This window comes from Azospirillum melinis, from assembly GCF_013340935.1.
Taxonomy (GTDB): Bacteria; Pseudomonadota; Alphaproteobacteria; order Azospirillales; family Azospirillaceae; genus Azospirillum; species Azospirillum melinis.
Genome location: NZ_WHOS01000043.1, coordinates 23,979 through 47,499, shown reverse-complemented (window position 1 = coordinate 47,499; position 23,521 = coordinate 23,979). Strand labels below are relative to the sequence as shown.

24 protein-coding genes are annotated in these 23,521 nt (G+C 67.3%); 10 read left to right on the top strand and 14 right to left on the bottom strand.

What is annotated here, in order from left to right:
• Nucleotides 1-201 precede the first annotated feature (201 nt).
• Together GBZ48_RS25580 and GBZ48_RS25575 are read left to right on the top strand one after the other, a co-directional pair.
• Nucleotides 202-2,070, top strand: a complete 1,869-nt coding sequence (locus GBZ48_RS25580) for a DUF294 nucleotidyltransferase-like domain-containing protein (protein WP_343049664.1) — start codon at nucleotides 202-204, stop codon at nucleotides 2,068-2,070.
• Between the two features lie 10 nt (nucleotides 2,071-2,080).
• The gene (locus GBZ48_RS25575) at nucleotides 2,081-2,560 is read left to right on the top strand and encodes a 3'-5' exonuclease family protein (RefSeq protein ID WP_174473590.1); all 480 of its coding nucleotides are present in this window, start codon (nucleotides 2,081-2,083) and stop codon (nucleotides 2,558-2,560) included.
• A gap of 15 nt (nucleotides 2,561-2,575) precedes the next feature.
• Here GBZ48_RS25575 and GBZ48_RS25570 read toward each other — a convergent pair whose 3' ends face one another.
• From GBZ48_RS25570 to GBZ48_RS25555, 4 genes are all read right to left on the bottom strand, one after another.
• Nucleotides 2,576-3,430 carry a nitrilase-related carbon-nitrogen hydrolase gene (locus GBZ48_RS25570; RefSeq protein WP_174473589.1) on the bottom strand — a complete coding sequence of 285 codons (855 nt, stop codon included), beginning with the start codon at nucleotides 3,428-3,430 and terminating at the stop codon, nucleotides 2,576-2,578.
• On the bottom strand, nucleotides 3,427-3,690 hold the full coding sequence (grxC, locus tag GBZ48_RS25565; RefSeq protein ID WP_014248998.1) for a glutaredoxin 3: 264 nt from the start codon (nucleotides 3,688-3,690) through the stop codon (nucleotides 3,427-3,429). The genes GBZ48_RS25570 and grxC overlap by 4 nt, the downstream gene beginning before the upstream one ends.
• A gap of 117 nt (nucleotides 3,691-3,807) precedes the next feature.
• Entirely contained in the window at nucleotides 3,808-4,575 is a 768-nt protein-coding gene (locus GBZ48_RS25560) for a ComF family protein (protein ID WP_174473588.1), read from the bottom strand.
• 12 nt (nucleotides 4,576-4,587) lie between these two features.
• The gene (locus GBZ48_RS25555) at nucleotides 4,588-4,854 is read right to left on the bottom strand and encodes a flagellar biosynthetic protein FliQ (protein WP_174473587.1); all 267 of its coding nucleotides are present in this window, start codon (nucleotides 4,852-4,854) and stop codon (nucleotides 4,588-4,590) included.
• A 111-nt stretch (nucleotides 4,855-4,965) separates the two neighbouring features.
• On the opposite strand from GBZ48_RS25555, the gene GBZ48_RS25550 reads away from it, so the two are divergent.
• Complete coding sequence (locus GBZ48_RS25550) at nucleotides 4,966-5,877, top strand: methyltransferase domain-containing protein (RefSeq protein WP_174473586.1); 912 nt, start codon at nucleotides 4,966-4,968, stop codon at nucleotides 5,875-5,877.
• Nucleotides 5,878-5,896: 19 nt separating this feature from the next.
• Here GBZ48_RS25550 and GBZ48_RS25545 read toward each other — a convergent pair whose 3' ends face one another.
• From GBZ48_RS25545 to GBZ48_RS25535, 3 genes are all read right to left on the bottom strand, one after another.
• A complete protein-coding gene (locus tag GBZ48_RS25545) occupies nucleotides 5,897-6,667 on the bottom strand; it encodes a sulfite exporter TauE/SafE family protein (protein ID WP_174473585.1) in 771 nt (256 codons plus the stop codon).
• 163 nt (nucleotides 6,668-6,830) lie between these two features.
• Nucleotides 6,831-7,751: a replication protein RepA gene (locus GBZ48_RS25540; RefSeq protein WP_174473584.1), complete on the bottom strand. Its 921-nt coding sequence runs from the start codon at nucleotides 7,749-7,751 to the stop codon at nucleotides 6,831-6,833.
• A 360-nt stretch (nucleotides 7,752-8,111) separates the two neighbouring features.
• On the bottom strand, nucleotides 8,112-8,951 hold the full coding sequence (locus tag GBZ48_RS25535; RefSeq protein ID WP_174473583.1) for a universal stress protein: 840 nt from the start codon (nucleotides 8,949-8,951) through the stop codon (nucleotides 8,112-8,114).
• A 522-nt stretch (nucleotides 8,952-9,473) separates the two neighbouring features.
• Here GBZ48_RS25535 and GBZ48_RS25530 point away from each other — a divergent pair.
• Entirely contained in the window at nucleotides 9,474-11,219 is a 1,746-nt protein-coding gene (locus GBZ48_RS25530; protein ID WP_174473582.1) for a putative bifunctional diguanylate cyclase/phosphodiesterase, read from the top strand.
• Between the two features lie 30 nt (nucleotides 11,220-11,249).
• On the opposite strand, the gene GBZ48_RS25525 is transcribed toward GBZ48_RS25530, so the two are convergent.
• From GBZ48_RS25525 to GBZ48_RS25500, 6 genes are all read right to left on the bottom strand, one after another.
• On the bottom strand, nucleotides 11,250-11,741 hold the full coding sequence (locus tag GBZ48_RS25525) for a protease complex subunit PrcB family protein (RefSeq protein ID WP_174473581.1): 492 nt from the start codon (nucleotides 11,739-11,741) through the stop codon (nucleotides 11,250-11,252).
• A 7-nt stretch (nucleotides 11,742-11,748) separates the two neighbouring features.
• Nucleotides 11,749-12,930, bottom strand: coding sequence for a M20 aminoacylase family protein (locus GBZ48_RS25520; RefSeq protein WP_174473580.1), 1,182 nt, complete (start codon nucleotides 12,928-12,930; stop codon nucleotides 11,749-11,751).
• 81 nt (nucleotides 12,931-13,011) lie between these two features.
• On the bottom strand, nucleotides 13,012-13,647 hold the full coding sequence (locus GBZ48_RS25515) for a glutathione S-transferase family protein (RefSeq protein ID WP_098738827.1): 636 nt from the start codon (nucleotides 13,645-13,647) through the stop codon (nucleotides 13,012-13,014).
• Between the two features lie 123 nt (nucleotides 13,648-13,770).
• Nucleotides 13,771-14,019 carry a DUF1272 domain-containing protein gene (locus GBZ48_RS25510; protein ID WP_174473579.1) on the bottom strand — a complete coding sequence of 83 codons (249 nt, stop codon included), beginning with the start codon at nucleotides 14,017-14,019 and terminating at the stop codon, nucleotides 13,771-13,773.
• Between the two features lie 135 nt (nucleotides 14,020-14,154).
• On the bottom strand, nucleotides 14,155-15,816 hold the full coding sequence (locus tag GBZ48_RS25505; protein WP_174473578.1) for a response regulator: 1,662 nt from the start codon (nucleotides 15,814-15,816) through the stop codon (nucleotides 14,155-14,157).
• A gap of 65 nt (nucleotides 15,817-15,881) precedes the next feature.
• Nucleotides 15,882-16,256 carry a response regulator gene (locus tag GBZ48_RS25500; protein ID WP_174473577.1) on the bottom strand — a complete coding sequence of 125 codons (375 nt, stop codon included), beginning with the start codon at nucleotides 16,254-16,256 and terminating at the stop codon, nucleotides 15,882-15,884.
• 232 nt (nucleotides 16,257-16,488) lie between these two features.
• On the opposite strand from GBZ48_RS25500, the gene GBZ48_RS25495 reads away from it, so the two are divergent.
• Both GBZ48_RS25495 and rlmN read left to right on the top strand, forming a co-directional pair.
• On the top strand, nucleotides 16,489-17,055 hold the full coding sequence (locus GBZ48_RS25495) for an invasion associated locus B family protein (RefSeq protein ID WP_098738831.1): 567 nt from the start codon (nucleotides 16,489-16,491) through the stop codon (nucleotides 17,053-17,055).
• Between the two features lie 78 nt (nucleotides 17,056-17,133).
• Nucleotides 17,134-18,303 carry a dual-specificity RNA methyltransferase RlmN gene (gene rlmN / locus GBZ48_RS25490; RefSeq protein WP_174473576.1) on the top strand — a complete coding sequence of 390 codons (1,170 nt, stop codon included), beginning with the start codon at nucleotides 17,134-17,136 and terminating at the stop codon, nucleotides 18,301-18,303.
• 44 nt (nucleotides 18,304-18,347) lie between these two features.
• Here the strand turns inward: rlmN and GBZ48_RS25485 are convergent, their stop codons facing one another.
• A complete protein-coding gene (locus tag GBZ48_RS25485) occupies nucleotides 18,348-20,048 on the bottom strand; it encodes a hypothetical protein (protein WP_174473575.1) in 1,701 nt (566 codons plus the stop codon).
• Between the two features lie 332 nt (nucleotides 20,049-20,380).
• Between GBZ48_RS25485 and GBZ48_RS25480 the strand changes: the two genes are divergently transcribed.
• The 4 genes from GBZ48_RS25480 (at nucleotide 20,381) to sdhA (ending at nucleotide 23,508) form a co-directional block, all read left to right on the top strand.
• Nucleotides 20,381-20,644 (top strand): hypothetical protein, encoded by a 264-nt coding sequence (locus GBZ48_RS25480; protein ID WP_014248979.1) that lies wholly within the window; start codon nucleotides 20,381-20,383, stop codon nucleotides 20,642-20,644.
• A gap of 276 nt (nucleotides 20,645-20,920) precedes the next feature.
• A complete protein-coding gene (gene sdhC, locus GBZ48_RS25475; protein WP_174473574.1) occupies nucleotides 20,921-21,310 on the top strand; it encodes a succinate dehydrogenase, cytochrome b556 subunit in 390 nt (129 codons plus the stop codon).
• 12 nt (nucleotides 21,311-21,322) lie between these two features.
• Nucleotides 21,323-21,718 carry a succinate dehydrogenase, hydrophobic membrane anchor protein gene (sdhD, locus tag GBZ48_RS25470; protein ID WP_174473573.1) on the top strand — a complete coding sequence of 132 codons (396 nt, stop codon included), beginning with the start codon at nucleotides 21,323-21,325 and terminating at the stop codon, nucleotides 21,716-21,718.
• 5 nt (nucleotides 21,719-21,723) lie between these two features.
• On the top strand, nucleotides 21,724-23,508 hold the full coding sequence (gene sdhA, locus GBZ48_RS25465) for a succinate dehydrogenase flavoprotein subunit (RefSeq protein WP_109051846.1): 1,785 nt from the start codon (nucleotides 21,724-21,726) through the stop codon (nucleotides 23,506-23,508).
• Nucleotides 23,509-23,521 lie beyond the last annotated feature (13 nt).

Below are 23,521 nucleotides of genomic sequence, written 5' to 3'. Positions count from 1 at the left end.
GTCTCGCACCGCGTCCCTTCCCGCCTTCGGGGAAGCCTCAAGCCCGTGCGGTGACCGAACCACGCCGCCAAATGTCGCACCCGCTTCCGGCCTTGGGCCCGGCGGGTGTATCCTGAAAAGCGCCTCCGGATCCGGTCCGGAGGCGCTTTTTTATGCTTGGCCTTTCCCAATGCCCCGCCCTTCCTGTGACGGAGCCTGCCCGTGCAGCACGCGATGCCGACCGCCTCCCCGGACTTCGATTTCGGCCGGCCCCCCTTCGACCTGCTGACGGACGGCCAGCGGACGGCGCTGGCGGGGGCGCTGGACATCGCGCTCTACCCGCGCGACGCGGTCCTGCTGTCGCGGGAGGAGCCGACCGATGCGATGTTCGTCGTGCTGCGCGGCACCGTGCAGGAACGCCGCGGCGGTGAGGTGGCGGCGGTCCATGGACCCGGCGACCGGTTCGGCTTGCAGGCCCTGTATGGCGCCGCGGGTGCCGGCGCTGGCGGCAGTACCGCCCGGCGTTTCGTCGCGGCCGAGGAGTGCGCCTGCCACCTGATCCCGCGCCCCGCTCTGGAGGTGCTGGCGGCGGAGAATCCCGAGTTCGGTGCCGCCATTATCGGCGATTTCGCCCAGCGCATGCGCGATCTGGCGGCGTTGAGGTCCAACCGCGAGATGGCGGCGCTGACCATGGCGCGCATCCGGCAGGCCTATCTCCACCCGCCGCTGTTCGTCGACGCCGCCGCCAGCCTGCGCGATGCGGCCGAGGCGATGCGGCAGAACCGTGCCAGCAGCGTGCTGGTGCGCGGAGTCGATGGAGCGGTCGGCATCCTGACCGGCACCGATCTGCGCGACCTCGTGGTGCTGGACAGCCGGCCGGTGAGCGAGCCGGTCGGGCCGCTCGCCCGCTACGGGCTGCTGACGCTGGACCGCGACGATTTGCTGTTCAACGCGCTGGTGCTGATGACCAAGCATGCGGTGCGCCGGGTGGTGGTGACGGAGAACGGCGCCATCGTCGGGCTGTTGGGGCAAAGCGACCTGCTGGCGGTGCTGTCCAACCATTCCCAGGTCATCGGGTTGCAGGTGGAGCATGCCACCGATCCCGCCGACCTGCGCCGGGCCAGCCGGTCCATCGTCGAGCTGATCCGCACCCTGCATGCCACCGGGGTCAAGGTCTCCTTCATCGCCGATCTGGTGACCGAGCTGAACCGCCGCATCTTCCGCAAGCTGTTCGAACTGCTGGCTCCGCCGGACCTGCTGGCCAACAGTTGCCTGATCGTCATGGGCAGCGAGGGGCGCGGCGAACAGCTGCTGAAGACCGACCAGGACAACGGCCTGATCCTGCGCGACGGCTTCGACTGTCCCGCTCTGCCGAGGTTCGCCGCCGACTTCACCCGCCATCTGGTGGAGTTCGGCTATCCGCCCTGTCCCGGCAACATCATGGTGTCGAACCCGGACTGGACGCGGCCGCTCGCCGGCTACAAGGACGCGCTGTTCAACTGGGTCCATCGCCCGGACGAGGCGGCGCAGATGAACCTCGCCATCTTCTACGACGCCGCTCCGGTGGCCGGCGACGCCACGCTGCTGGCCGAGGCGAAGGACTATCTGCTGAGCCGCCTGCAGGACAACCAGATGTTCTTCACCCAGTTCGCCCGCCCGGCCCTGTCCTTCGACACGCCGAGCGGCCTGTTCGCCGCCCTGTTCGAGCGGCGCCGGGCGGAAGCGGTGGACATCAAGAAGGCCGGCATCTTCCCCATCGTCCATGGCGTGCGCGCGCTGGCGCTGGAAAAGCACCGGGCGGAAACCAACACGGTGGAGCGCATCCAGGTGCTGGCCGAACTGGGGGCGCTGGACCGCAAGATGGCCGCCGATCTGGTGGAGGCCTTCACCATCCTGTCGACCATCCGTCTGAAGGCGCGCGTCGATCTTCCCGATGACGGCCCTGAGGGGGAGGGAGCGGAACTGGCAATCGACAACCTTGTCCACCCGGACCGGCTGGGCAAGCTCGACCGCGACCAGTTCAAGGACTGTCTGGCCCTGGTGAAGAGCTTCAAAGAGCTGATCGCCCACCATTTCCGCCTGAACCATTGAGGCGGCGACCATGGCGCACTCCGATCACATCGACGCCGACCGCCGGGAGCACGTGGCGGTCCATTGCGAGGCGACCAGCTTCGACCCCGAGTCGGCAAGGCCGCTGACCTTCGCCGCCATCCGCATCCGCGGTCCCCGCATCCTGACCGGCAGCGCCCTGCTGCTCTATCCCGGCAGCGACACCGGAATGGCCGAGGCCGGCGACCTGCTGCACGCCTTCATCGGCGGCCGGCCGCTGGTCGGCTATTACCTGGATTTCTCCGTCGCCATGGCGGAACGCCTGACCGGCCGCCCGCTGCCGGAAGAGCGGACGGAGGTATCGAGCCTCTATTACGACCGCAAGATCCGCAGCCTGTCGAAGCAGGCGGTCGATCTGCGGCTGGACAGTCTGGTCCATGACCTCGACCTGCCGGTGCGACCCGACGGCGCTTTCGGCATCGCACTGACCGCAGCGATGGCGTGGCTGCGGCTGACACAGGACGGGCGTTGAGGAGAAGCGGACGGGTCAGAACCCGATCCGCTCCACCTCGAAGGCGCGGTCGTGGGTCAGCGACGGCACCATGCCGCGGGCTTCCGCGATGCGGTCGAGGTCGAGGTCGGCGGTGATGAAGCCGACATCGGTGCCGGCATCGGCCAGCACCTCGCCCCACGGCGCGATCAGCAGGGAATGGCCGTAGGTCTGGCGGCCCTGGTCGTGGCTGCCGGTCTGGGCCGGGGCAATGACGAAGCAGCCGGTCTCGATGGCGCGGGTGCGCAGCAGTGTGTGCCAGTGGGCGCGGCCGGTCGGCACGGTGAAGGCGGCCGGCACCGTCAGGATCGACGCCCCCGCCTTGGCCAGCGCCCGGTAGAGATAGGCGAAGCGCACATCGTAGCAGACGCTCATGCCGATGCCGCCCCACGGGCTGGAGGCGACAACCGCCCGCTCGCCCGGCCGGAAGGTGGCCGACTCGCGGTAGGATTCGCCGTCCTTCAGCGTGACGTCGAACATGTGGATCTTGTCGTAGGAGGCGACGATCCGCCCCCCGGAGTCGAACAGATAGCTGCGGTTGGCGGCGCGTCCGTCCTCCAGCAGGACATGCAGGGTGCCGCCCAGGATCCAGGCCCCTGTTTCCCGCGCCAGATCGGCGAAGAAGGGAATGCCGGGATGCTCCGCCTCGCTGCGGACGCGCTGCATGGTCTTGTCGCGGCCCTGGACGATCCAGCCGACATTCTCCGGCAGAGCGATGAAGTCCGCCCCGGCATCGCGGGCACGGCGGACGAGATCGCCCGCCGTCCGCAGGTTCGGCTCAAGCTCCGTGCCCGCATTCACCTGGACGCAGGCGGCCCTCAGCACGCCAGTGCCGGCGGCGCCCCCGCTCACGCGGCGATGCCGAGCAGCGGGTCGAGCTTACCGGCGCGGTCCAGCGCGTGGATGTCGTCGCTGCCGCCATACGGCTTCCCATCGATGAAAATCTGCGGGACGGTGGTCCGGCCTTCCGACCGCTCGATCATCTCGCTGCGGCGGCCCGGCTGGGCGTAGAGGTCGATTTCCTCGTATGTCACGCCCTTGCCGTCGAGCAGGCTCTTGGCCCGCATGCAGTAGGGACAGAAGGGCGTGGTGTAGATGACGACGTCGGCCATGCCACTGGGCTCCTTTTGGACGTGGAGAAACTATAAGGTCAACCCACGAGGGGCGCCAGACGTTGCAGCCCGCGTGCGACGCCGGTCAGCGTCGCCGGGCGCGGACCTTTTCAAGCGTCAGCGCTGCACCACACGCGCCAGGGTCAGAACGTCGACCCGCCCCGCCCCGGCGCGCAGCAGCACCCGCGTGCATTCCGCCAGCGTCGCCCCGGTGGTCATCACGTCGTCGATCAGCACCAGCCGCTGTCCCGTCACCTGTTCCTTTGCCGATTGTCCCTGCCGCAGGCGGAAGGCGCCCTTGACGTTGCGGTGGCGCCCCTGCCGGTCCAGCCCGCCCTGGGTCGGGGTGGAGCGGTGGCGTTGCAGCAGGTCGGGCGTGGCGGGAACGCCGCTGTGCCGCGACAGCGCCTGCGCCAGCAGGGCCGCCTGGTTGTAGCGGCGGCGGAACAGGCGGCCGCGGTGCAACGGCACCGGCAGCAGCCGGTCGGCATCCGCCAGCAGCTCCTTGCCGGCCCGCGCCAGCCAGACGCCGTAGGATTTGGCGGCATGGATGCGGTCGCCATGCTTGAAGCCGAGGACCAGCGGCCGGCTGCCGTCGTCATAGGCCAGCACGGCGCGGGCGCGGGCGAAAGGCGGCGGGGCCGCCAGACAGGCGCCGCACAGCGCGCCCTCCTGCGCCTCATACTCGAAGGGAAGGCCGCAGCAGGCGCACAGCGGCGGCGCGATGAAGGTCAGCTTGACCCAGCAGGCCGCACACAGGCCGCCCTGCCGATCCACCGCCTCGCCGCAGCTGAGACAGCGCGGCGGCAGCAGTGCGTCCAGCAGCAGGGTCGCCGCACCGGTCGCGATGCGGCCAATTCCGGCGAGAGGGACAGGCGCCTGCATCGGCCCGATCCGTCACTGCAGCATGGCGATGCGCTCGAAGATCACCGCCGTATAGTCGCGCAGCGCCAGATAGATCGCCGGGCCGGTGGCGAACAGGATCAGCAGCGTCGCGAAGAACTTCATGTCCTGCTGCAACGACGACTCGTTGATGTTGGTGGCGCTCTGGAACAGCATCAGTCCGGCCGACAGCAATGCCGTGATGCCCAGCGTCGGCAGCGAGATTTTCAGGATGACCATCAGCGCTTCATGACTGACGGAAATAGCCTCGTCGATGCCCATTCCGATGCCTGTCCGGTTTTCCTCCCATTCGGGAGCGCTGCTGTGGAGAAGGTGGCTGGGCTGCGAGTGTAGCACGGTTGTCGCGCCGCCGGGCTGGGGTATAGTGCGGCCATGACAAGCCCCGACAGCATGACCGTCTTCGACCGTGCGCTCGTCCGCCGCCGCCGCGACCGCGCCGTCGCCGAATTCACCGACCACGCCTTCCTGTTCGAGGAGATCGCCGACCGCCTCGCCGACCGGCTGGAAGATGTGATCCGTCCCTTTCCGCTGGCGCTGGACGTCGGCTGCCATGACGGGGCGATGGGCCGGATCCTGAAAGGCCGCAAGGGAATCGAACGGCTGTTCGCCTGCGACCTGTCGCCGGATTTCGCCCGCGCCGCCCTTGATCCCAGCAACCCCGCCGTCGCTGCCACCGTCGCCGCCGACGAGGAGTTTCTGCCCTTCGCCCCCGGCAGCTTCGATCTGGCCGTCAGCAATCTCAGCCTGCACTGGGTCAACGACCTGCCGGGCGCCTTGGTTCAGATTCGCCAAGCACTGAAGCCCGACGGCTTCTTCTGCGCCTCCATGCTGGGCGGCCAGACCCTGGCCGAACTGCGCCGCTGCCTGTACGAGGCGGAGATGGAGGTGTCGGGCGGCGTCTCCCCCCGCGTGTCTCCCTTCGCCGAGATCAAGGATGCCGGCGGGTTGCTGCAACGGGCGGGCTTCGCTCTGCCGGTGGTCGACAGCGACGTGATCACCGTCACCTATTCCGACGCCTTCGCCCTGATGCGCGAACTGCGCGGCATGGGCGAGACCAATGCCGTTCTGGCGCGGCGCAAGGTCCCTGCGACCCGTGCCCTGCTGTTCGACGCGGCCCGGCGCTATGCCGAGCTTTATGCCGAGCCGGACGGGCGCATCCCGGTGACCTTCGAAGTGCTCTACCTGGCCGGCTGGTCGCCGCACGAGAGCCAGCAGCAGCCGCTGAAGCCCGGCAGCGGACAGGTTCCGCTGGGCGACGCGCTGAAGGGTGGCGGTATCCACTAAAACAGGCTGAGGGGCTGGTTTACGCAACCAGCTTCCAGGCCATCCAACCCAGCACCCCGGCGTTCACCAGCATGATCGCCGGGGCGACGCGGGCGACCGCGGTGCGCCAGGTGCGGCCGGCGATATGGCCGGCCAGCCCGACCGCCAGCAGGCTGGGCACCGTGCCGAGCGCGAAGGCTGCCATGCCGAGCGCGCCGGTCAGCGCACTGCCGCTCGCCGCCGCCACCGCGATGGCGCCATAGAGCATCCCGCAGGGAATGAAGCCCAGCGCCACCCCCAGCCCATAGCCGCGCCAGCCCGTCGGGTTGCCGAACAGCGGCCGGGCGAGGCCGGACACCCGCTCGCTCCACCAGCGCTGCAGTCGGTCGTTCCCCAGCGACGGAGTTTTCGGCAGCCAGGACAGGACGCCGCGCGCGGCATAGCCGAGGAAGAACAGCGCCGCCAGCGCCAGCAACGCCACCGACAGCCAGCGCAGGCCGGGCAGTGCCCCGATATGGCCGGCGACCGAGGCCGACAGCGCGCCGACCAGCGCATAGGTCGTTGCCCGGCCGGCATGATAGGGCAGCACCGCCGCCCCGGTCAGTCGCCGGAACTCCGACATTGTCGACAGCGGCACCCGCTCCAGCCGCGCCGACACCTGGGCCAGCACGAAGGGGCCGCACATGCCGGCGCAATGGGTGGTGCCGCCCACCAGCCCGGCGGTCAGCAGGGCCAGCAACAGCCCGCCGTCGCGGTCGATGACCACGGCGCACTGGTTCAGTCCGGCATCCAGCAGCGACAGGGCGTCCAAGGCAAAGCCTCTCCGGTTCGGGAACTGGCGGCGATCTTAGGGGGAGGGGAGGGACCCCCCCAATGACGTGGGTCAATGGCGGGCGGGCTTGCCGGGGTGTGGGGGAAAGCGACCGCGGGAGTTCGGCCAGGAATTTCAGTGCCGGTCGCTTAACCCCACGCTTCTACGCCAGCAGGCGGGCGATGGGCGGGCGGCTGGGATGGAGGATGACGCCGTCGTCGGCCGGCTCGACCTTCGCGTCGGGATAGGCGGCCAGCGCATATTGCAGGGCCTGGACGAAGCGCGGCTTGAAATGCTTCATCTGGTCATAGCCGGCACCGAACTGCGCATAGAGCGACGGCCAGAAGATCGGCTGCGGCCGGCTCAGCGAATGCAGCCGGTAAGCGAGCCAGACATAGAGGTCGAGACTCAGCGAGCGGTCCTTCAACTGCCGCACCGCTTCCTCCAGCAGGGGAACCGGATGGTCGCGCAGGGCCTGGAAGAAGGTCTCGTCCAGCTGGACCACGTCGTTCCACAGCGTGCCCTGGCGGTCGTCGCCGAGAGCGTCGTGGAAGATCAGGCCGCGCTTGACGATGCCGCCCTTTTCGAAGACGTCGGCATCCTCGCCGTCCCAGAAGAATTTCAAGGAGCAGGCGGAGATGCGCAGAGACTGTTCGCGGAAGCCGCGGAAGGTCTCGCCGCCGACGCTGATGCCCATCCGGGTCAGCCAGTCGCGCATGGAGCGGCCGAGTTCGACTTCACGGCGGCCGGTGCGCACCGCCTGGGTCTGCAGATAGATCAGGATCATCCGCGCCCGCGCGCCATAAGGCACGCCGAACAGCTTCATCTTGCCGTTCACCTTCAACCGGCCCGGCTCGACCAGCAGCGTCACCTGATGGCCGCGCTTCTCCCAGGGCATGTCGTCGGCCAGCTTCTTGTGCGGGAGGCTGGTCAGGCAGAAACCGCTGTAGGTGATGCCGAGATGCTGGTTCTCGTCCGCCAGGATGTCGGCGGCGATGTCCACCAGCGTCCGCTCTTCGGGCCGGACCAGGGCGCGCGCCTTGTCCCGGCCATGCTCGATCACGAGCCTGTGTATGTCGCCCATCGCGCCCTCACCCAGATGTTGTGGCATCCTGGTGAGCGGTGGCCGATGGAGTCAATGTGGGGTTAGGCGACCGTGCTAGTCGACGGTTAGTTGTTAGACTTATTAGTTGAGTCGCCGCTTGTCCCCATGGGGAAACCCCGAGTCGCGCCGCTTGTCCCCACGAATCCGCCGCTTTTCCCCAAGGGGAGCAGGGTGGACAAAGGGGCACGGTCGCTTTTCCCCACGGGCTGGGAGGGGCGACTCGCAGTGGTTGCGGAGGGACTCGGGGAGAGGCGGGCGGTCGCTTAACCCCACGGACGGGGAAGCGGGCGGGGACCTGTCCGTCGGCGATGCCCCCACCTGCCTCCTGACTGCGCCCCCTCAATGGCTCATCAGCACCGGAACAGTCATGTGCTGCAACATGAAGCGGGTCATGCCGCCCAGCACCAGTTCGCGGAAGCGCGAACGGCCGTAGGCGCCCATCACCAGCAGGTCGCAGCTTTCGTCGGCGGCCATGTTCAGCAGGGTGTCGCCGGGCTCCACCACGTCGGTGGCGACATGGGTGGCCTCCACGCGGCAGCCGTGGCGGGACAGATGGCGGGCGATGTCGGCGCAGGGCTCGTCGCCCAGGCCGTTCGGGCCGGGCTTCGGATTGGCCGCCATCACCACGACGCGCTTGGCGGCGGTCAGCAGGGACATGGCGTCGCCGATTGCGCGCGCTGCCTCGCGGCTGCCGTTCCAACCGACCAGAACCCGCTCGCCGATGCTGGAGAAACGGCCGGCATAGGGCACGACCAGGAGCGGCCGGCCGCATTCGAACAGAAGGTCCGCCGGCTGGGCGACGAGCTGGTCGCGGTCGCGGTCCGGATCGGGCTGGCCGACCATGACCAGATCGGCATAGCGGCCGCGCACCGCGGCGGCGATGGTCGGATCGGCTTCCTGCGCCAGCCATTCGGATCGGTCGGTCATGCCATGAAGGCGCATGACGTCGTCGAAGGCCGCCTGCATCCGGTCCGTCTGGTCCTTGCGGCTCTGGCGGCGGCTTTCGCGCAATTCCTGCGGGATTTCGGCTTCGATGTAGCCGGGGAACACCATGTCGGTGAAGGCATAGAGCGCGGTCAGGTGCGCATCGCACCGCGCCGCGAGCCGAGCTGCGAGGTCGAGACGCGCTGCGGACGCGGGCGTATCGTCGACGACGACCAGGAAGTCCTTGAGAGCCATGGCGTGGTTCCTGCCCAAAATGGTGACCGTTGCCCTTTCATCGGGGCGCTTCATCCGTGGGTTTACGGCCGGGAAGGCGCCGGGTCGGGCGTCGTCCCTAACGTCGTTGTCCCCACTTGTTTTGGCAGTATAAATCCCCGTCTGTCCGCCGATGTCCTTCCATTATAGGGCACAGCCATGCCTTTGCCGCGTTCCTGCACCGCACAAGACCGATCGTCCGCCGAACATTCGACTTGGGATGCAATCGCAGGCCGCAGACACTCTGCTAAAAAACGAAATCCATTCCTCTATTCGCACAGTGAGGAACAGAAAATCGGGATTGTGCGCTTGGCGATGGTGCAACCCGCGCTTGAATGAATACTATGATATGCCCATGGATATGCAGCCGTGTCTCCGATGGATGGGCTATAGAAACGTTCAAGCTCTGTTGCACTAAGGCAGCTTTGGTTTTGACGGGCGGGTGACACTTCGCGTAAGTGTTGGGTATCGATTTCCTGATGAGTACCCCACTCTATCCTCGCCATGAGTCCTGATCCCCGAATCACCGCGCTGGCCGACGCTTTATCGGGTGCCACATCCGGCGCGCCGGGGCTCGACGCCCTGCGTCAGATTCTCGACGCCATGACGGTGAAGGTGGCGTTGATGGACCCGCAGCGGCGGCACATCTACGCCAACCGCGCCTATCTGGAGATGATGGGGACAACTCTGGAGAAGGCGGTCGGCAGCACCATCGGCGACCTGCTGGGGCAGGACCAGCTGCGCAACACCGTCGGGGCGGCCAAGCGCGCGCTGGCGGGCGAGACGGTGCAGACGGAAGGCTGGATCACCCAGGCCGACGGCCAGCAGCGTTACGTCACGCGGCTTCATGCGCCGCACCGGGCGGAAGACGGCGCCGTCACCGGCTACTTCGTCATCCTGCAGGACATGACCGAACGCCGGCAGGTGCAGGACGACCTGTTCCGCCTCGCCTATTACGACCCAGTGACCGGGCTGGCCAACCGCCTGATGCTGCTGAAGCACATGGCGGACTACCGCAACATGGGCGAGCCCTTCACCCTCGTCATCCTGGACATCGACCGCTTCGCGGAAATCCGCAGCAGCATGGGCCAGGGCTTCGCCAACGAGGTGTTGGACGGTCTGGCCCAGCGGATGGCGGCGCAGGCCGCCGCTTTCGACCTGATCGCCCGCGTCAGCGACCATGCCTTCGCCATGCTGGCCGGCGGCGCCTGCGACCGGCCGGTGCTGGAAGGCGCCATCGAAGAGCTGGCGTCGGTGGTGCGCTCCGCCCGTTCCAGTTCGGGCGGCACGGTGTTCCTGTCCGCCAGCATCGGCGTCGCCGTCGCGTCGCCGACCCACGAACGTCCCGACGACGTGCTGCGCGATGCCGAGATCGCCACCGCCCGCGCCCGTGAACAGGGCAGCGGGCGGCAGGCCTGGTTCGACCCGGCGATGCATTCCCATGTGGTCGAGCAGGTGCGGCTGGAGCACGACCTGCGCAGCGCGTTGGACAGCGGCAGCGACCTGTGGGTCGCCTACCAGCCCATCGTGGAGATGGTGACCGGCGGGCTGGCGGGGTTCGAGGCGCTGATGCGCTGGAACCATCCGGAACGCGGCAACATCCCGCCCGGCATCTTCATCCCCATCGCAGAGAGCACCGGCCTTGTGGTGTCGCTCGGCACCTGGGTGCTGCGGCAGGCCTGCTTGCAGATCGCGGAGTGGCAGGACCGCCGCGAACCGGGCTCCGCCCCGCTGTTCATGAGCGTCAACCTGTCCACCCACCAGCTGTCCGACCCCAACTTCGTCCAGGTTGTGCGCGAGGTTCTGCGCGAAACCGGGGTGGAGCCGTCCTGGATCAAGCTGGAGCTGACGGAAAGTGCTGTCATGGACAAGGCGGAACAGTCGATCCGCCTGCTGCGCGATCTGCGGGCGCTGGGCATCAAACTGTCGATCGACGATTTCGGCACCGGCTATTCATCGCTGTCCTACCTGCACAAGCTGCCCATCGACAGCCTGAAGGTCGACCGCTCCTTCGTCTCCGCCATGCACCAGTCGGAGGAAAACCGCGCCATCGTCCGCATCATCATGGATCTGGCGCGCCTGCTGGGCTTCGACGTCATCGCCGAAGGCATCGAGACCAGCGCCGACGCCAACCTGCTGCGGGCGCTGGCCTGTGACTATGGCCAGGGCTACCACTTCGCCCGCCCGCTGCCGTCGGCGGATGCCGGCAAGCTGGTCGGTGGGGAGCTGCCGTGGCAGATGCCGCGGTGAGGGTGGCGGTCTGACGCCACCTTCCGTCTTCTACTTCCCCCGAACGAATTTTGGCGTCCCCGCCGTGCCGGGCAGCAGGCGGATGGCGTAGGGGCTGGTGCGCATCTGCGCCACCGCCTGGGCGGGGCCGGGCACCATCTCATGATAGCCGACGATCAGGTCGGCGCCCTTCTGTTGCACGCTGTCGATGGCGACGCCGTAGCCGGCGCTGTCGCGCGGCCCCAGGAACACCGCCACCGCCATCCGCCCGCCGGGCAGGGAGGACGGGGCCGGCTCACCGACCCGTGCCCACAGTGCCGACCATTCGCCGCTGTCGCGGGCGACGACATAGGCGCGCTCGGCGGCACTGCTGTGGTCGCCCTGCCAGACGGTGCCCGCCTCCGCCTGCGCCGGCAGCAGGTTGCCGTCGGCGCGGTCGTTGCCGCCCTGGCAGGAGGCCAGCAGAAGGGCAGGGGCGAACAGCAGCGGGATCAGATGTGGGAATGGATGCGGGATCAGGCGGGGACGGGACGGCAGCTTCATGGGACGGTCAGGCGCTCCGCGGCAGGATCGTCTCGACCAGCGACGCCCAATAGCTGGCGCCGGTGGTCAGGATCGCGTCGTTGAAGTCGTAATGCGGGTTGTGCAGACGGCAGGAGGACCCAAGATGTCCGCCATGACCGAGCCAGATATAGGCGCCCGGCCGCTCCTTCAGCATATAGCCGAAATCCTCCGCCGCCATGGTCGGGTCCGGCGCCCAGACCACATTCTCCTCGCCCACCACCTTGGCGGCGGCCGCGGCGGCGATGCGCGCCTCCGGCTCGCTGTTGACCGTGGCGGGATAGCCGGGGCGGAAGCGCAACTCCGCCGTGGCACCCAGACCTTCGGCGATGCTGGTGACGAGGCGGCCGAACTGCTCCTGGATGCGGCGGTGGTTCTCTTCCGAGAAGGTACGCATGGTGCCGCGCATCCGCGCGCTGTCGGGGATGACGTTGGCCGCGGTCCCGGCCTCCACCACCGTGATCGACACGACCGCACTCTCGGCCGGGTTGGTGCCGCGGCTGACCAAGCTCTGCGCCGCGGTGACGATGTGGGCCGACACCAGGACCGGATCGATGCCGCGATGGGGCATGGCGGCGTGGGCGCCGTGGCCGGTCACCTGGATTTCGAACTGGTTGGCCGCGGCCATCACCGGGCCGGGATGCACGGCGATCCGGCCGGCCGGAAGCTCCGGCCAATTGTGCAGGCCATAGACCTGCTCGCAGTCGAACTGCTGGAACAGCCCGTCGTCGATCATCCGCTTCGCCCCACCCAACCCTTCCTCGGCCGGCTGGAAGATGAAGTGGACGGTGCCGTCGAAGTTGCGGGTCTCCGCCAGATAGCGGGCGGCACCCAGCAGCATGGTGGTGTGCCCGTCATGGCCGCAGGCGTGCATCTTGCCGGCATGGCGCGAGGCATGGTCGAAGTCGTTGGCCTCCGGCATCGGCAGCGCATCCATGTCGGCGCGCAGCCCGATGGTCCGGCCGCTCCCGGTGCCCAGCCCCGTCAGCGTACCGACCACGCCGGTCCCGCCCAGGCCGCGATGCACCGCGATGCCGAACTCCGCCAGCTTCGTGGCGACGATGTCGGAGGTGCGCTTTTCCTCGAACCCCAGTTCCGGGTGGGCGTGGATGTCGCGCCGCCACGCGGTCATGTCGTCCTGGAAGGCGGCGATGCGGTTGTTGATCGGCATGTCTCTAACGTCTGGTTGGAACGGCCGGATGGCGTTCGGGGAAAGCCGGGTGAGAAAGGCTGACGGTCGAGGATCGTCTGCTCAGCCGGAAGCGGCCAAGTCGGGAACTGACATTCCGCGCTGGACCGCCGGCCTTGCGGCGACGGTGTCGTGCCAGCGCTTCAGGTTGGGGAACCGCTCCAGCAATCCGCCGCCCGCCACCGCCGCGGCGGCGATGAAGGGGAAGCAGGCGATGTCGGCGATGGAGTAGGAGGCGCCGGCCAGATGCTCCGCCGCACCCAGGCGCTCCTCCAGCGCCGCATAGCAACGCATCAGCTCGCCCTTGTACAGGTCGATGGCATGGGGGATGCGGTCGGGGGAGCGGGCGGCGAAGCGCTGCATGTCGATGGCGGTGGGGCCGAGGTCGCTGATGCCCAGCATGAACCAGCTCATCGCCTCCGCCCGCTCGTCCTCATCCTCGGGCAGCAGCCGGCCGGTGCGCTCGGCGAAATGCAGCAGGATGGCGCCGGAGCCGAACAGGCGCCGCACCCGGCCGCCCGGAAGCTCTTCCGCCAGTGCCGGAATCTTGGTGATCGGGCTGACCGCCAGGAAGTCCGGCCGCTTGTTCTCGCCGGCGGCCAGATCGACACGGTGGACGGTGTAGGGCAGCCCCAACTCCTCCAGCAGGATGGAGGCCTTGCGTCCGTTGGGCGTGGGAAAGCTGTAGAGCGTGAGCATGCTGCGACGGTCCCTGCGCTCCGTCCGGGGGCGGATCCCCGGGAGCGATGGCGCCAGTCTGGCCGATTTGCGCGGCGAACGCCAGCGACAGCACTGCCGATCCGGGCCTTCCATCCGTCAGGGCTAGAACAGCGGGGCGCAGCCGTCCGGCTTCACGATGCGCGTGGCCGACGGCGGGTTGGCAGCCAGCTTCGTTGCCGGGCGGATCGGCCGCCGCACCAGCTCTCCCCCGCAGTTCGGGCAGCGCTCCCCCGGCAGCCGGGCGCGGCAATCGGCGCAGAAGGTGCATTCGAAGGAACAGATATAGGCGTCCGTCGCCTCGGGCGGCAGGTCCCGGTCGCAGCATTCGCAGTTGGGTCGCAGGTCCAGCATGGCACGGTCTCCGGCTCAGGGGATATGCCAGGGAGAATAGCGGGCTTCGTGCGCCGGGGTGAGTGGCGCTAGTGCCGGTGGGCGTCAAAATCCTGCCAAAGCGACATGCGCTCCCGTGCCCTCCGGGAGCGGAGGCTACATCGCCTCCGCCCGGCGGCCGAACAGGGCGCGCAGCTTGCGGCCGATGGCGCCGCCCAGCATGCCGTGGCCGCCCCCCGCCTTCGGGAACCAGCCGGGGTCGTCGGTCTGAAAGCGGCGGATGACATGCACGAAGGCATCGACGACGTCGGGGTCGAAATCGCGGCCCGACCGTTCGACGATCCAGGCCATCGCGTCCTCCACCGCCCAGGCGCTGCGGTACTGGCGGCTGGTGATCAGCGCGTCGAACACATCGGCCACCGCCATGATGCGGGCGCCGATGGGAATGGCGCTGCCGCGCAGACCCTCCTGATAGCCCGATCCGTCATAGCGCTCATGGTGGTAGCGCGCGATTTCCGCCGCGATGGACAGCAGCGACCGGCCGCGCAGCGGCACCGCCGCCTCGGCCAGGATGCGGTGGCCGATCTCGGTGTGGCGCTGGATCATCTGCATGTCGATGCCGGTCAGCTCGCCCGGCATGCCCAGCGTCTCGTCCGACACGCTCAGCATGCCGACATCGTGCAGCAGGGCCGCCAGCCCGACCTTCTCGACGAAGTCGGCGTCAAGCTCGTCCCGGAACTTCTCGCGCTGATGCAGCTCACGGGCGATGGAGCCCACCAGCTTCTCGATGCGCTGAAGATGGCCGGTGGCGGCGTTGTCCTTGTATTCGGCCAGCGCACCCATCGCCAGGACGGTCGCCTTCTGCGAGGTGTTCAGCTCCTCGATCAGCAGGGCGTTCTCGAAAGCGATGGAGCATTTGTTGCGGAACAGCTCCATCAGCTGCCATTCGCGGGCGGTGCCGTCGTTGCGGCCCTCGACATAGATCATGCCGGTGATGCCGCCGTTGGCGCGCAGGCGCAGCGCGCAGAAATCCGGCTCGATGATCGTCTCGCTGCTGGGCGACAACCGCTCCAGCGCCGCCTCCACCCGTGGTTCGCCAAGCTCCGCGACCTCTACGTCCTTCCACTTGGCGAAGCGGCCGGTGGAGGCGCGCACGCGGATCTTGCGGTCGCGCGGCAGCGTGTCGCCCTGGATGCACAGAAGCGCATGGTGGCCGATGCCGAGCAGCCCGACGACGCGCGGCAGGATGTTGGGAAACAGCACGTCGGGCGTGCGCATTTCCAGCAGGCCGGTGGTTGCCACCAGCATGCGAGCCAGCCCCTTGCGCCCCGCCGCCAGTGCCTGGAGGCTGGCGAAGGTGCGCAGCTGGCTGGCGACGGCGGTGCGCAATGCGCGCGGCGTCAGTTCCGCCTTGACCCGCCAATCGCCGACGTCGTTGGCGGCGATGGCCTCATCCTCGCTTCCGGCATCCGAACTCCCGGTTTCTGCATCCCGCTCGTCGGTGCAGACCAGGATGCGGGTGCGCTGGTTGCCCAGTTCGCGCCGCAGGTAGGCCACCAGCTCCAACCCCGCCTTCGCACCGTCCAGCGCGGTCTCCAGCAGGATCAGGGCGGTGTCGGGATGCCGCTGCAGGGCGTCGCGCGCCTCGACGGCTGAGGTGGCGCCGGTCAGGTCGACCCCTGCGCCGTCGATCGACAGCCCTTCCACCGCCGACCGAGCCTTGGCCAGCAGCGACGGATCGGAATCGACGACCAGAACCTTGAACGGTGGTTTGGCGACCGGATCGGCCATCTCCGGCCGTGCATCGTCGTGGAGCATAGCATTCCCAGCGGTTGCGCGTGTGCGGTGCGCGTCCGGCAAAGTAATCCCATTGCATAGTTCATTCAACCGGCGACAAGTGCCGCCAACACCTCCGACGCCAGCAGGCTGGGGTTGACCGGCTTGGAGATCACCCGCGACACGCCCAGCTTGGCGAAGGCGGCGGAGGTCAGTTCGGCCGGTACCTTGTCGTCGATGGCCGACAGGATGACCACCGGCATCTCCGGGCGCAGCGTCCGTGCGGCCTTGATGACCTCGAACCCGTCATGGTCGGGCATGATGATGTCGGTGAGGACGAGGTCGAACTGTTGGACGTAAAGGATGCCGATGGCTTCCGGGGCGCTGGCGCACAGGGTCAGGTCATGGCCTTCGCGGGTCAGGATCGCGCGGATCAGGTTGCGCGTGACCGGATCGTCGTCCACCACCAGTAGCTTGGCCATGCCAGTCCCCGTCGCGCTCATGCCGGGCGCAGGTATAGCGTGAACCCCCGGTTACGCCAGCGGCAAGTTTATGACCCCCCATTGTGCCTATGCGTGTCAAAATGTCACGCGGCGAGCAGGACGGCCTGTGAGAAACGAACCTGCACCGGCCCGGCGGTCTTGGAATGGTCAGTCCGTTTGGGGTAGTGTCCGCCCGCACCCCACGGACCAACAACGAGCAGACGCAAGACCGATGTTGCTTCCCAACGCCGTCCGCCGATTTGCCGGGGCCGTCTTTGCCGGTTCTGTCGTCTCTTCCATCCTCGCCGCCGGCTTTCTGGCCGCCGGCGTGACCGCCGCGCCGGCCGCCGCGGCCGACCCGCGCCATCTCGGCACCTTCAAGGACTGGAACGCGTTCCTGTTCGAGGAGAAGGGCCAGAAGGTGTGCTACATCTCCAGCCAGCCCAAGAAGTCGGAGCCGAAGGCGAAGCGCGGCGACATCTACACGCTGGTCACCCACCGCCCGGCGGAAAAGGCCCTTGACGTCGTCAGCGTCATCGTCGGCTATCCGTTCAAGAAGGGCAGCGAGGCCGAGGTCAGCATCGACGGCAAGGATTTCAAGCTGTTCACCGACGGCGAGACCGCCTGGGCCCGCGATGCCGACGCCGACCGCGCCGTGACCGCGGCGCTGCGCAACGGCAAGCAGATGGTGGTGAAGGGCGTGTCCGGCCGCGGCACCAAGACGACCGACACCTACAGCCTGGCCGGCGTCGGGCAGGCCTATGACGCCATCAACGAGGCCTGCGGCGTGAAGCGCTGATCGCCGCAGCGGATTACTTGGTCTTTTTGCCTTCGAGTCTTTTGACTCCGCGCGCGCATGGCCCTATGTAATGGGGCCATGAGCGCCTCCAATCATGCTTCCGCCTTCGTTCTGCCGGCGACCGATGCCGACGGACGCAAGAACCTTGTCGGTCTGTCCCGCGAAGAGCTGGAAGCCGAGATGCTGTCGATCGGCCTGGAAAAGTTCCGGGCCCGCCAGCTCTGGCACTGGCTCTATCACCGCGGCTCCACCGATTTCGCCGAGATGACCACGCTGGCCAAGCCGGTGCGGGAAAAGCTGGCCGATGCCTACATTGTGGCGCGGCCGACGGTGGTGAAGGATCTGAAGTCGGCGGACGGCACCCGCAAGTGGCTGTTGCGCATGCCCGACGGGCAGGAGGTGGAGAGCGTCCACATCCCCGAAGAGGACCGCGGCACGCTCTGCGTCTCCTCCCAGGTCGGCTGCACGTTGACCTGCCGCTTCTGCCACACCGGAACGCAGCGTCTGGTGCGCAACCTGGACGCGGCGGAGATCGTGGCGCAGGTGATGCTGGCGCGCGACATGCTGGGCGAATGGCCGGCACCGCCCGACGGGCGCATGCTGTCCAACATCGTCATGATGGGCATGGGCGAACCGCTGTTCAATTACGACAACGTCGCCAAGGCGCTGAAGATCGTGATGGACGGCGACGGCATCTCGATCTCCAAGCGGCGCATCACGCTGTCGACCTCCGGCGTCGTGCCGATGATGGAGCGCTGCGGCCAGGAGCTGAACGTGAACCTCGCGGTCAGCCTGCATGCGGTGACCGACGAGCTGCGCGACATCATCATGCCCATCAACCGCAAATATCCGCTGCGCGAGCTGATGGAGGCCTGCCGGAACTATCCGGGCCTGTCGAACGCCCGCCGCATCACCTTCGAATATGTGATGCTGAAGGGAATCAACGACACGCCGGCCGATGCACGGGCGCTGGTCAAGCTGCTGGAAGGCGTTCCGGCCAAGATCAACCTGATCCCCTTCAACGAATGGCCGGGCGCCCCTTACGAGCGGTCGACCGCAAAGGCGATCCAGGTCTTCGGCGACATCGTCAACAATGCCGGCTATGCCAGCCCGGTCCGCACCCCGCGCGGCGAGGACATCATGGCCGCCTGCGGCCAGCTGAAGAGCGCCAGCCTGCGCCTGACCGCCGCTGAGCGCGCCGCCATCGCCAACGTCATCGCGGAAAAGGACGCGGCGCTGGCGTCCTGACCGCCGACGAGCGGGACTCCCGCCCTGCCGGCCGCCGGCTGGCGTCAATCCCTGCGCCGGTAGATGCGCATCCAGCCATGTTCGGAGACACCGGCAAGCTCATAGCCTGCATCCAACTGGTCCAGTGTCAGCCTGGCGCCGTCCATGGCGGCGCGCTGCGGAGTCAGCCCCCAGACCAGGACATAATCGACGCGGATGGCACTGCGCGTGCCGGCCATCAGGAACTCGTCGGTCGGCGGAGTCTCCGGATTGGCGCCGTTGCCGCGCAGATGGATGTATGGATCGGCGTCGGGCCGGTAGCGCACCGGGAAGTTCGGCGTCGACGCTTGGTAGATGTTCAGGTCGACCAGAGGGCGGCTCGCCACGAAGCGTGACTGCGGATGGCCGACGAAGTTCAGGCGGAAGCTGTCCCGCAACCCGTCCGGGCTGGCCTTCCATCCGGTGAAGTCGAGCAGCAGCATGGTCCGCCCCGGCTCCAGCTGCGGTGCCGTGCTGTCGAACTCCGCCAGATAGCGGCTGTTCAGGTGGTTGTGGACCATGTTGATGACCAGCAGCCCGGCCGTTGCCGTTCCGGCGATTGCCACCGTCGTCCGGCGCAGCGCTCTCCAGTCGGTGGCCGCCGCCAGCCACAGCATGAGCAGCAGGTAAGGGAAGATCTGGATCCGCTGTACCGCCAGCCCGCCACCGGAGGTGCTGTTGGGAATGGCATAGCTGAACAGCAGGACCAGCAGCGCCCCGGCCAGCATTCCGTTCAGGGCGCCATTTTGCACGGCCATCCGTCCCCGCCGGCGGCGGAGGACAATAAGTACCGCCGTGACGAAGGGCAGCAGAGCCACCGGCATGGCAAACGCCCCTTCCCAGCGTGTGTGCGACAGGATGACGTTGCCATAGACCAGCATCTTGGTCCGGTACCAGAGGTCCGGCCCGAACTCCACCTTCTGCCCGGTGTTGCGCAGGACGAACAGCAGCGTCAACGCGACGATGGGCAGCATCGCTGCCGCGAAGGCGGCGAATGGGGCCCACAGTCGGTTCGCCTCCAGCTTGCCCGACATCCGCAACCCCGACGGTCCCGGGCGACGCCCGCTCCACAGCACCCACATGCCGAACCCGCCCAGGCTCAGGCACAGTACGATGGCGGCGGTGAGGTGGGAGAAGTAGGTGACCAGCCCCAGCAGGGTCAGCGCCAGCGTCCGGCGCGGCGTCATCGCCTCCCAGTGGCGCAGCGCATAGCCCAGCGCGACGAACAGCCAAACCAGGCTGAAGATGAAGTTGTACAGGCCGAGATTAAGCGGCCAGGAGAAGACGAAGGGCAGGGCATACCAGGAAAGGGGCGCGTTGCGTGGATTGACCGCCGTCACCGCGTAGCGGAAAGCATAGGGGAGTCCGATCACATAGCAGGTGAGCAGAATTTTCTCAGCGGTATAGGGATCGAAGACCTGAAGCAGAGCCGCCAGGATCGGATAGATGAACCAGTTGGGCTCGCTATGGAGGTTGAGCATGAAGTACTGGGACAGGATGGGGTCGGCGGTGCCCGCCGCCAGCACCGTCAGCAGGTGCGCCATCGCGACATGGACGCCGCCGTCGCCGAAGCTGAGCAGCGGAATGCTCCACAATGCCAGCACCAAGAGCGACACCGCGCCCGCGAACAGGATCGTCTCGCGTGATTTGCTGGGTGCCTCCCCCAATGCGTCCGGCCCGAAGGTGTCGGAGCCAAGGTCGAGCGCCGTGTCCCTTGAATGCACCATCCCGGTTCCTTATCTTCGTAGCCAGGAATGCACTGAAAAGCAGTGAATGCGGGCAACGCTGAACCATTTCAGCAAAGACTGTCCACTGATCTTCCGAACAGAGACCGATCTGCATTGGTCTTTTGGGTAAAAACCGTTAATCAATTACTTTCAGTGATTGTGATCATCTCCTTCCGTGCTTGCGATTTTGGGCGGGCTGCAACGTCGGCCGCGTCTGACAATGGCAGGAACGGGCGGTATTGCAGCTGGCGGGCAGCGGGGAATTGCGAAGGCCCCCGTGCTGTGACAGGGTGTCGGCACCTTCGCAAACCAGATCCGGTTCCAGCATCGGCATGCCCGCCCCCATCGAGGACATCATCGCCAAGGCGATCAAGGATGCCGACAAGTCCTTCTTCAACGAGGATTACGCCAAGCAGGCGAAGGCTGTGACCGCCGCCCTGAAGAAGGCGGGGTACGAGGTGGCGCCGGTGAAGCCGCCGCCGGGTCTGGTCGAATGGGCGAAGGACAACATTCCGTTCGGTCGTCTTCGTCCCGCGGAATTGATTACACAGATGTACTCGATGATGGTCGAGAACGTGCGCCGCTTCGACAAGTAGCGCCAGCGCAAGCGCGGCGGTCCCGGACTGTCCTCATTGGCTGGTAATACCACAGGACCCGAAGGCCGTTTCTTTTCAGCCACTTCCCGCGCTGCGCCAAAATCGTCACACCAGCACTTTCGGCCACCCCCCGCCGTTGACTCAGATGCTGCGGGAGCGTAATTCATTGCGCCAACCAATAGGACGGGACAGCCGTCCCAAAAGGGCACGCACCACCCAGCCGCCGCGGCAATCGTCATGTTGCGCCGCGTCCGGCCGCGAACAGAGGACGACGCAATGGCAAACGGCAGCGGTCGGCCGCTCTCCCCGCACCTTCAAGTCTATAAACTCCCGTTGACTGCAGTCATGTCCATCACGCACCGCATCACGGGCGTCGGGCTGACTGTGGGCACGCTTCTGCTGGTCTGGTGGCTGGTTGCCGCCGCCGCCGGGCCGGAGGCGTTCGCGCGCGCGCAGGGCTTCATCGGCTCCTTCTTCGGCCTGCTGCTGATGTTCGGCTGGTCGGCGGCGCTGTACTACCACCTGTGCAACGGCATCCGCCATCTGGTCTGGGATGCCGGCAAGGCGATCGAACTGGCCGATGCCGAACGCAACAACAAGGTCGTGCTCGTCGCGACGGCAGCGCTGACCGTCCTGACCTGGATCGTCGGCCTGGCCGTGTGGTGAGGAGAAAAAGACATGGCGTCCAATAGCAAGACCCTCCGCTCGCCGTTGCAGGTCGCACGCGGTCTGGGTTCCGCCAAGCACGGCACCGAACACTGGTGGTCGCAGCGCCTGACGTCGATCGCGCTCGTCCCGCTGACCGTGTGGTTCGTTTTCGGCGTCATCGGTCATCTCGGTGCCGATCACGCCGCCTTCATTGCCTGGATGAAGTCGCCCTTCTCGGCCGTGATGATGATCCTCACCGCCGTGGTCACCTTCCACCATGCCCAGTCCGGGCTCCAGGTGGTCATCGAGGACTACGTGCATGCCGAATGGCAGAAGATGGCGCTGATCATCGGCGTCAAGTTCCTGTCCTTCGCCCTGGCGGCCGCCTGCGTGCTGGCCGTCGTGAAGATCTTCATCGGAGCCTGACGACCATGGCGACCGCCTACAACATCATCGACCACACCTATGACGTCGTCGTCGTCGGCGCCGGCGGCGCCGGTCTGCGCGCCACCTTCGGCATGGCCGAAAAGGGCCTGAAGACCGCCTGCATCACCAAGGTGTTCCCGACCCGCTCCCACACCGTGGCGGCGCAGGGCGGCATCTCGGCCGCGCTCGGCAACATGGGCGAGGACGACTGGCGCTACCACATGTACGACACCGTGAAGGGGTCGGACTGGCTGGGCGACCAGGACGCCATCGAGTACATGTGCCGTGAGGCCATCCCGGCGATCATCGAGCTGGAGCACTACGGCGTGCCCTTCTCGCGCACGCCGGAAGGCAAGATCTACCAGCGCGCCTTCGGCGGCATGACCGCGCAGTACGGCAAGACCCAGGCCTACCGCACCTGCGCCGCCGCCGACCGCACCGGCCACGCGATCCTTCACACCCTCTACCAGCAGTCGCTGAAGCATGAGGCGGAGTTCTTCGTCGAATACTTCGCGCTCGACCTCATCATGGAGGACGGCGTCTGCAAGGGCGTGCTGGCCTGGAACCTGGACGACGGCACGCTGCACCGCTTCCGCGGCCAGCTGGTGGTGCTGGCGACCGGCGGCTACGGCCGCGCCTACTTCTCGGCGACCTCGGCCCATACCTGCACCGGCGACGGCGGCGGCATGGTGCTGCGCGCCGGCCTGCCGCTGCAGGACATGGAGTTCGTGCAGTTCCACCCGACCGGCATCTACGGCTCCGGCTGCCTCATCACCGAGGGCGTGCGCGGCGAGGGCGGATACCTGACCAACTCCAACGGCGAGCGCTTCATGGAGCGCTATGCCCCGTCGGCCAAGGATCTGGCGTCGCGCGACGTCGTGTCCCGCTCGATGACCATCGAGATCCGCGAAGGCCGCGGCGTGGGTGAGCACAAGGACCACATCCACCTGCACCTCGAGCATCTGCCGCCGGAGATCATCCACCAGCGCCTGCCCGGCATCGCCGAGACGGCCAAGATCTTCGCCGGCGTGGACGTCACGAAGGAGCCGATCCCGGTTCTGCCGACCGTCCACTACAACATGGGCGGCATCCCGACCAACGTTCACTGCGAGGTTCTGTCGCCGACCGCTTCGAACCCGGACCAGGTGGTGCCGGGCCTGATGGCCATCGGCGAGGCGGCCTGCGTGTCGGTGCACGGTGCCAACCGCCTGGGCTCCAACTCGCTGCTCGATCTGGTGGTGTTCGGCCGTGCGGCCGCCATCCGCGCCGCCGAGATCGTCCAGCCGGGCAAGGCTCCGTCGGTCAAGCCGGATGCTTGCGACAAGGCGCTGGAGCGGTTCGACCGCATCCGCAACGCCAAGGGCTCGATCAAGTCGGCCGACCTGCGGCTGGACATGCAGCGGACGATGCAGAACAACTGCGCCGTCTTCCGCACCGGCGAGGTCCTGGACGAGGGCGTCAAGAAGATCGACGCGGTCTATGCCAAGAAGGGCGAGATCGCCATCTCCGACCGTTCGCTGGTCTGGAACTCCGATCTGGTCGAGGCGCTGGAACTGGACAACCTGCTGGGTCAGGCGGTCGCCACCCTGCACTCCGCCCAGAACCGTCCGGAAAGCCGCGGCGCCCATGCCCGTGAGGACTATCCGAACCGCGACGACGAAGGCTGGATGAAGCACACCGTCATCTGGGTCGCGGACAATGGCGAGACGAAGATCGATTACCGCCCGGTCCACATGTACACGCTGACCGATGAGGTCGAGGTCTTCCCGCCCAAGGCCCGTGTGTACTAAGGCCCGCCGGATA

Bases quoted from the DNA above. Each gene is read 5' to 3' on its own strand.
- GBZ48_RS25575 (WP_174473590.1), top strand. From the start codon at position 2,081: ATGGCGCACTCCGATCACATCGACGCCGACCGCCGGGAGCACGTGGCG.
- grxC (WP_014248998.1), bottom strand. From the start codon at position 3,690: ATGGCCGACGTCGTCATCTACACCACGCCCTTCTGTCCCTACTGCATG.
- GBZ48_RS25560 (WP_174473588.1), bottom strand. From the start codon at position 4,575: ATGCAGGCGCCTGTCCCTCTCGCCGGAATTGGCCGCATCGCGACCGGT.
- GBZ48_RS25555 (WP_174473587.1), bottom strand. From the start codon at position 4,854: ATGGGCATCGACGAGGCTATTTCCGTCAGTCATGAAGCGCTGATGGTC.
- GBZ48_RS25550 (WP_174473586.1), top strand. From the start codon at position 4,966: ATGACAAGCCCCGACAGCATGACCGTCTTCGACCGTGCGCTCGTCCGC.
- GBZ48_RS25540 (WP_174473584.1), bottom strand. From the start codon at position 7,751: ATGGGCGACATACACAGGCTCGTGATCGAGCATGGCCGGGACAAGGCG.
- GBZ48_RS25535 (WP_174473583.1), bottom strand. From the start codon at position 8,951: ATGGCTCTCAAGGACTTCCTGGTCGTCGTCGACGATACGCCCGCGTCC.
- GBZ48_RS25530 (WP_174473582.1), top strand. From the start codon at position 9,474: ATGAGTCCTGATCCCCGAATCACCGCGCTGGCCGACGCTTTATCGGGT.
- GBZ48_RS25525 (WP_174473581.1), bottom strand. From the start codon at position 11,741: ATGAAGCTGCCGTCCCGTCCCCGCCTGATCCCGCATCCATTCCCACAT.
- GBZ48_RS25520 (WP_174473580.1), bottom strand. From the start codon at position 12,930: ATGCCGATCAACAACCGCATCGCCGCCTTCCAGGACGACATGACCGCG.
- GBZ48_RS25515 (WP_098738827.1), bottom strand. From the start codon at position 13,647: ATGCTCACGCTCTACAGCTTTCCCACGCCCAACGGACGCAAGGCCTCC.
- GBZ48_RS25510 (WP_174473579.1), bottom strand. From the start codon at position 14,019: ATGCTGGACCTGCGACCCAACTGCGAATGCTGCGACCGGGACCTGCCG.
- GBZ48_RS25505 (WP_174473578.1), bottom strand. From the start codon at position 15,816: ATGCTCCACGACGATGCACGGCCGGAGATGGCCGATCCGGTCGCCAAA.
- GBZ48_RS25500 (WP_174473577.1), bottom strand. From the start codon at position 16,256: ATGGCCAAGCTACTGGTGGTGGACGACGATCCGGTCACGCGCAACCTG.
- GBZ48_RS25495 (WP_098738831.1), top strand. From the start codon at position 16,489: ATGTTGCTTCCCAACGCCGTCCGCCGATTTGCCGGGGCCGTCTTTGCC.
- rlmN (WP_174473576.1), top strand. From the start codon at position 17,134: ATGAGCGCCTCCAATCATGCTTCCGCCTTCGTTCTGCCGGCGACCGAT.
- GBZ48_RS25485 (WP_174473575.1), bottom strand. From the start codon at position 20,048: ATGGTGCATTCAAGGGACACGGCGCTCGACCTTGGCTCCGACACCTTC.
- GBZ48_RS25480 (WP_014248979.1), top strand. From the start codon at position 20,381: ATGCCCGCCCCCATCGAGGACATCATCGCCAAGGCGATCAAGGATGCC.
- sdhC (WP_174473574.1), top strand. From the start codon at position 20,921: ATGGCAAACGGCAGCGGTCGGCCGCTCTCCCCGCACCTTCAAGTCTAT.
- sdhD (WP_174473573.1), top strand. From the start codon at position 21,323: ATGGCGTCCAATAGCAAGACCCTCCGCTCGCCGTTGCAGGTCGCACGC.
- sdhA (WP_109051846.1), top strand. From the start codon at position 21,724: ATGGCGACCGCCTACAACATCATCGACCACACCTATGACGTCGTCGTC.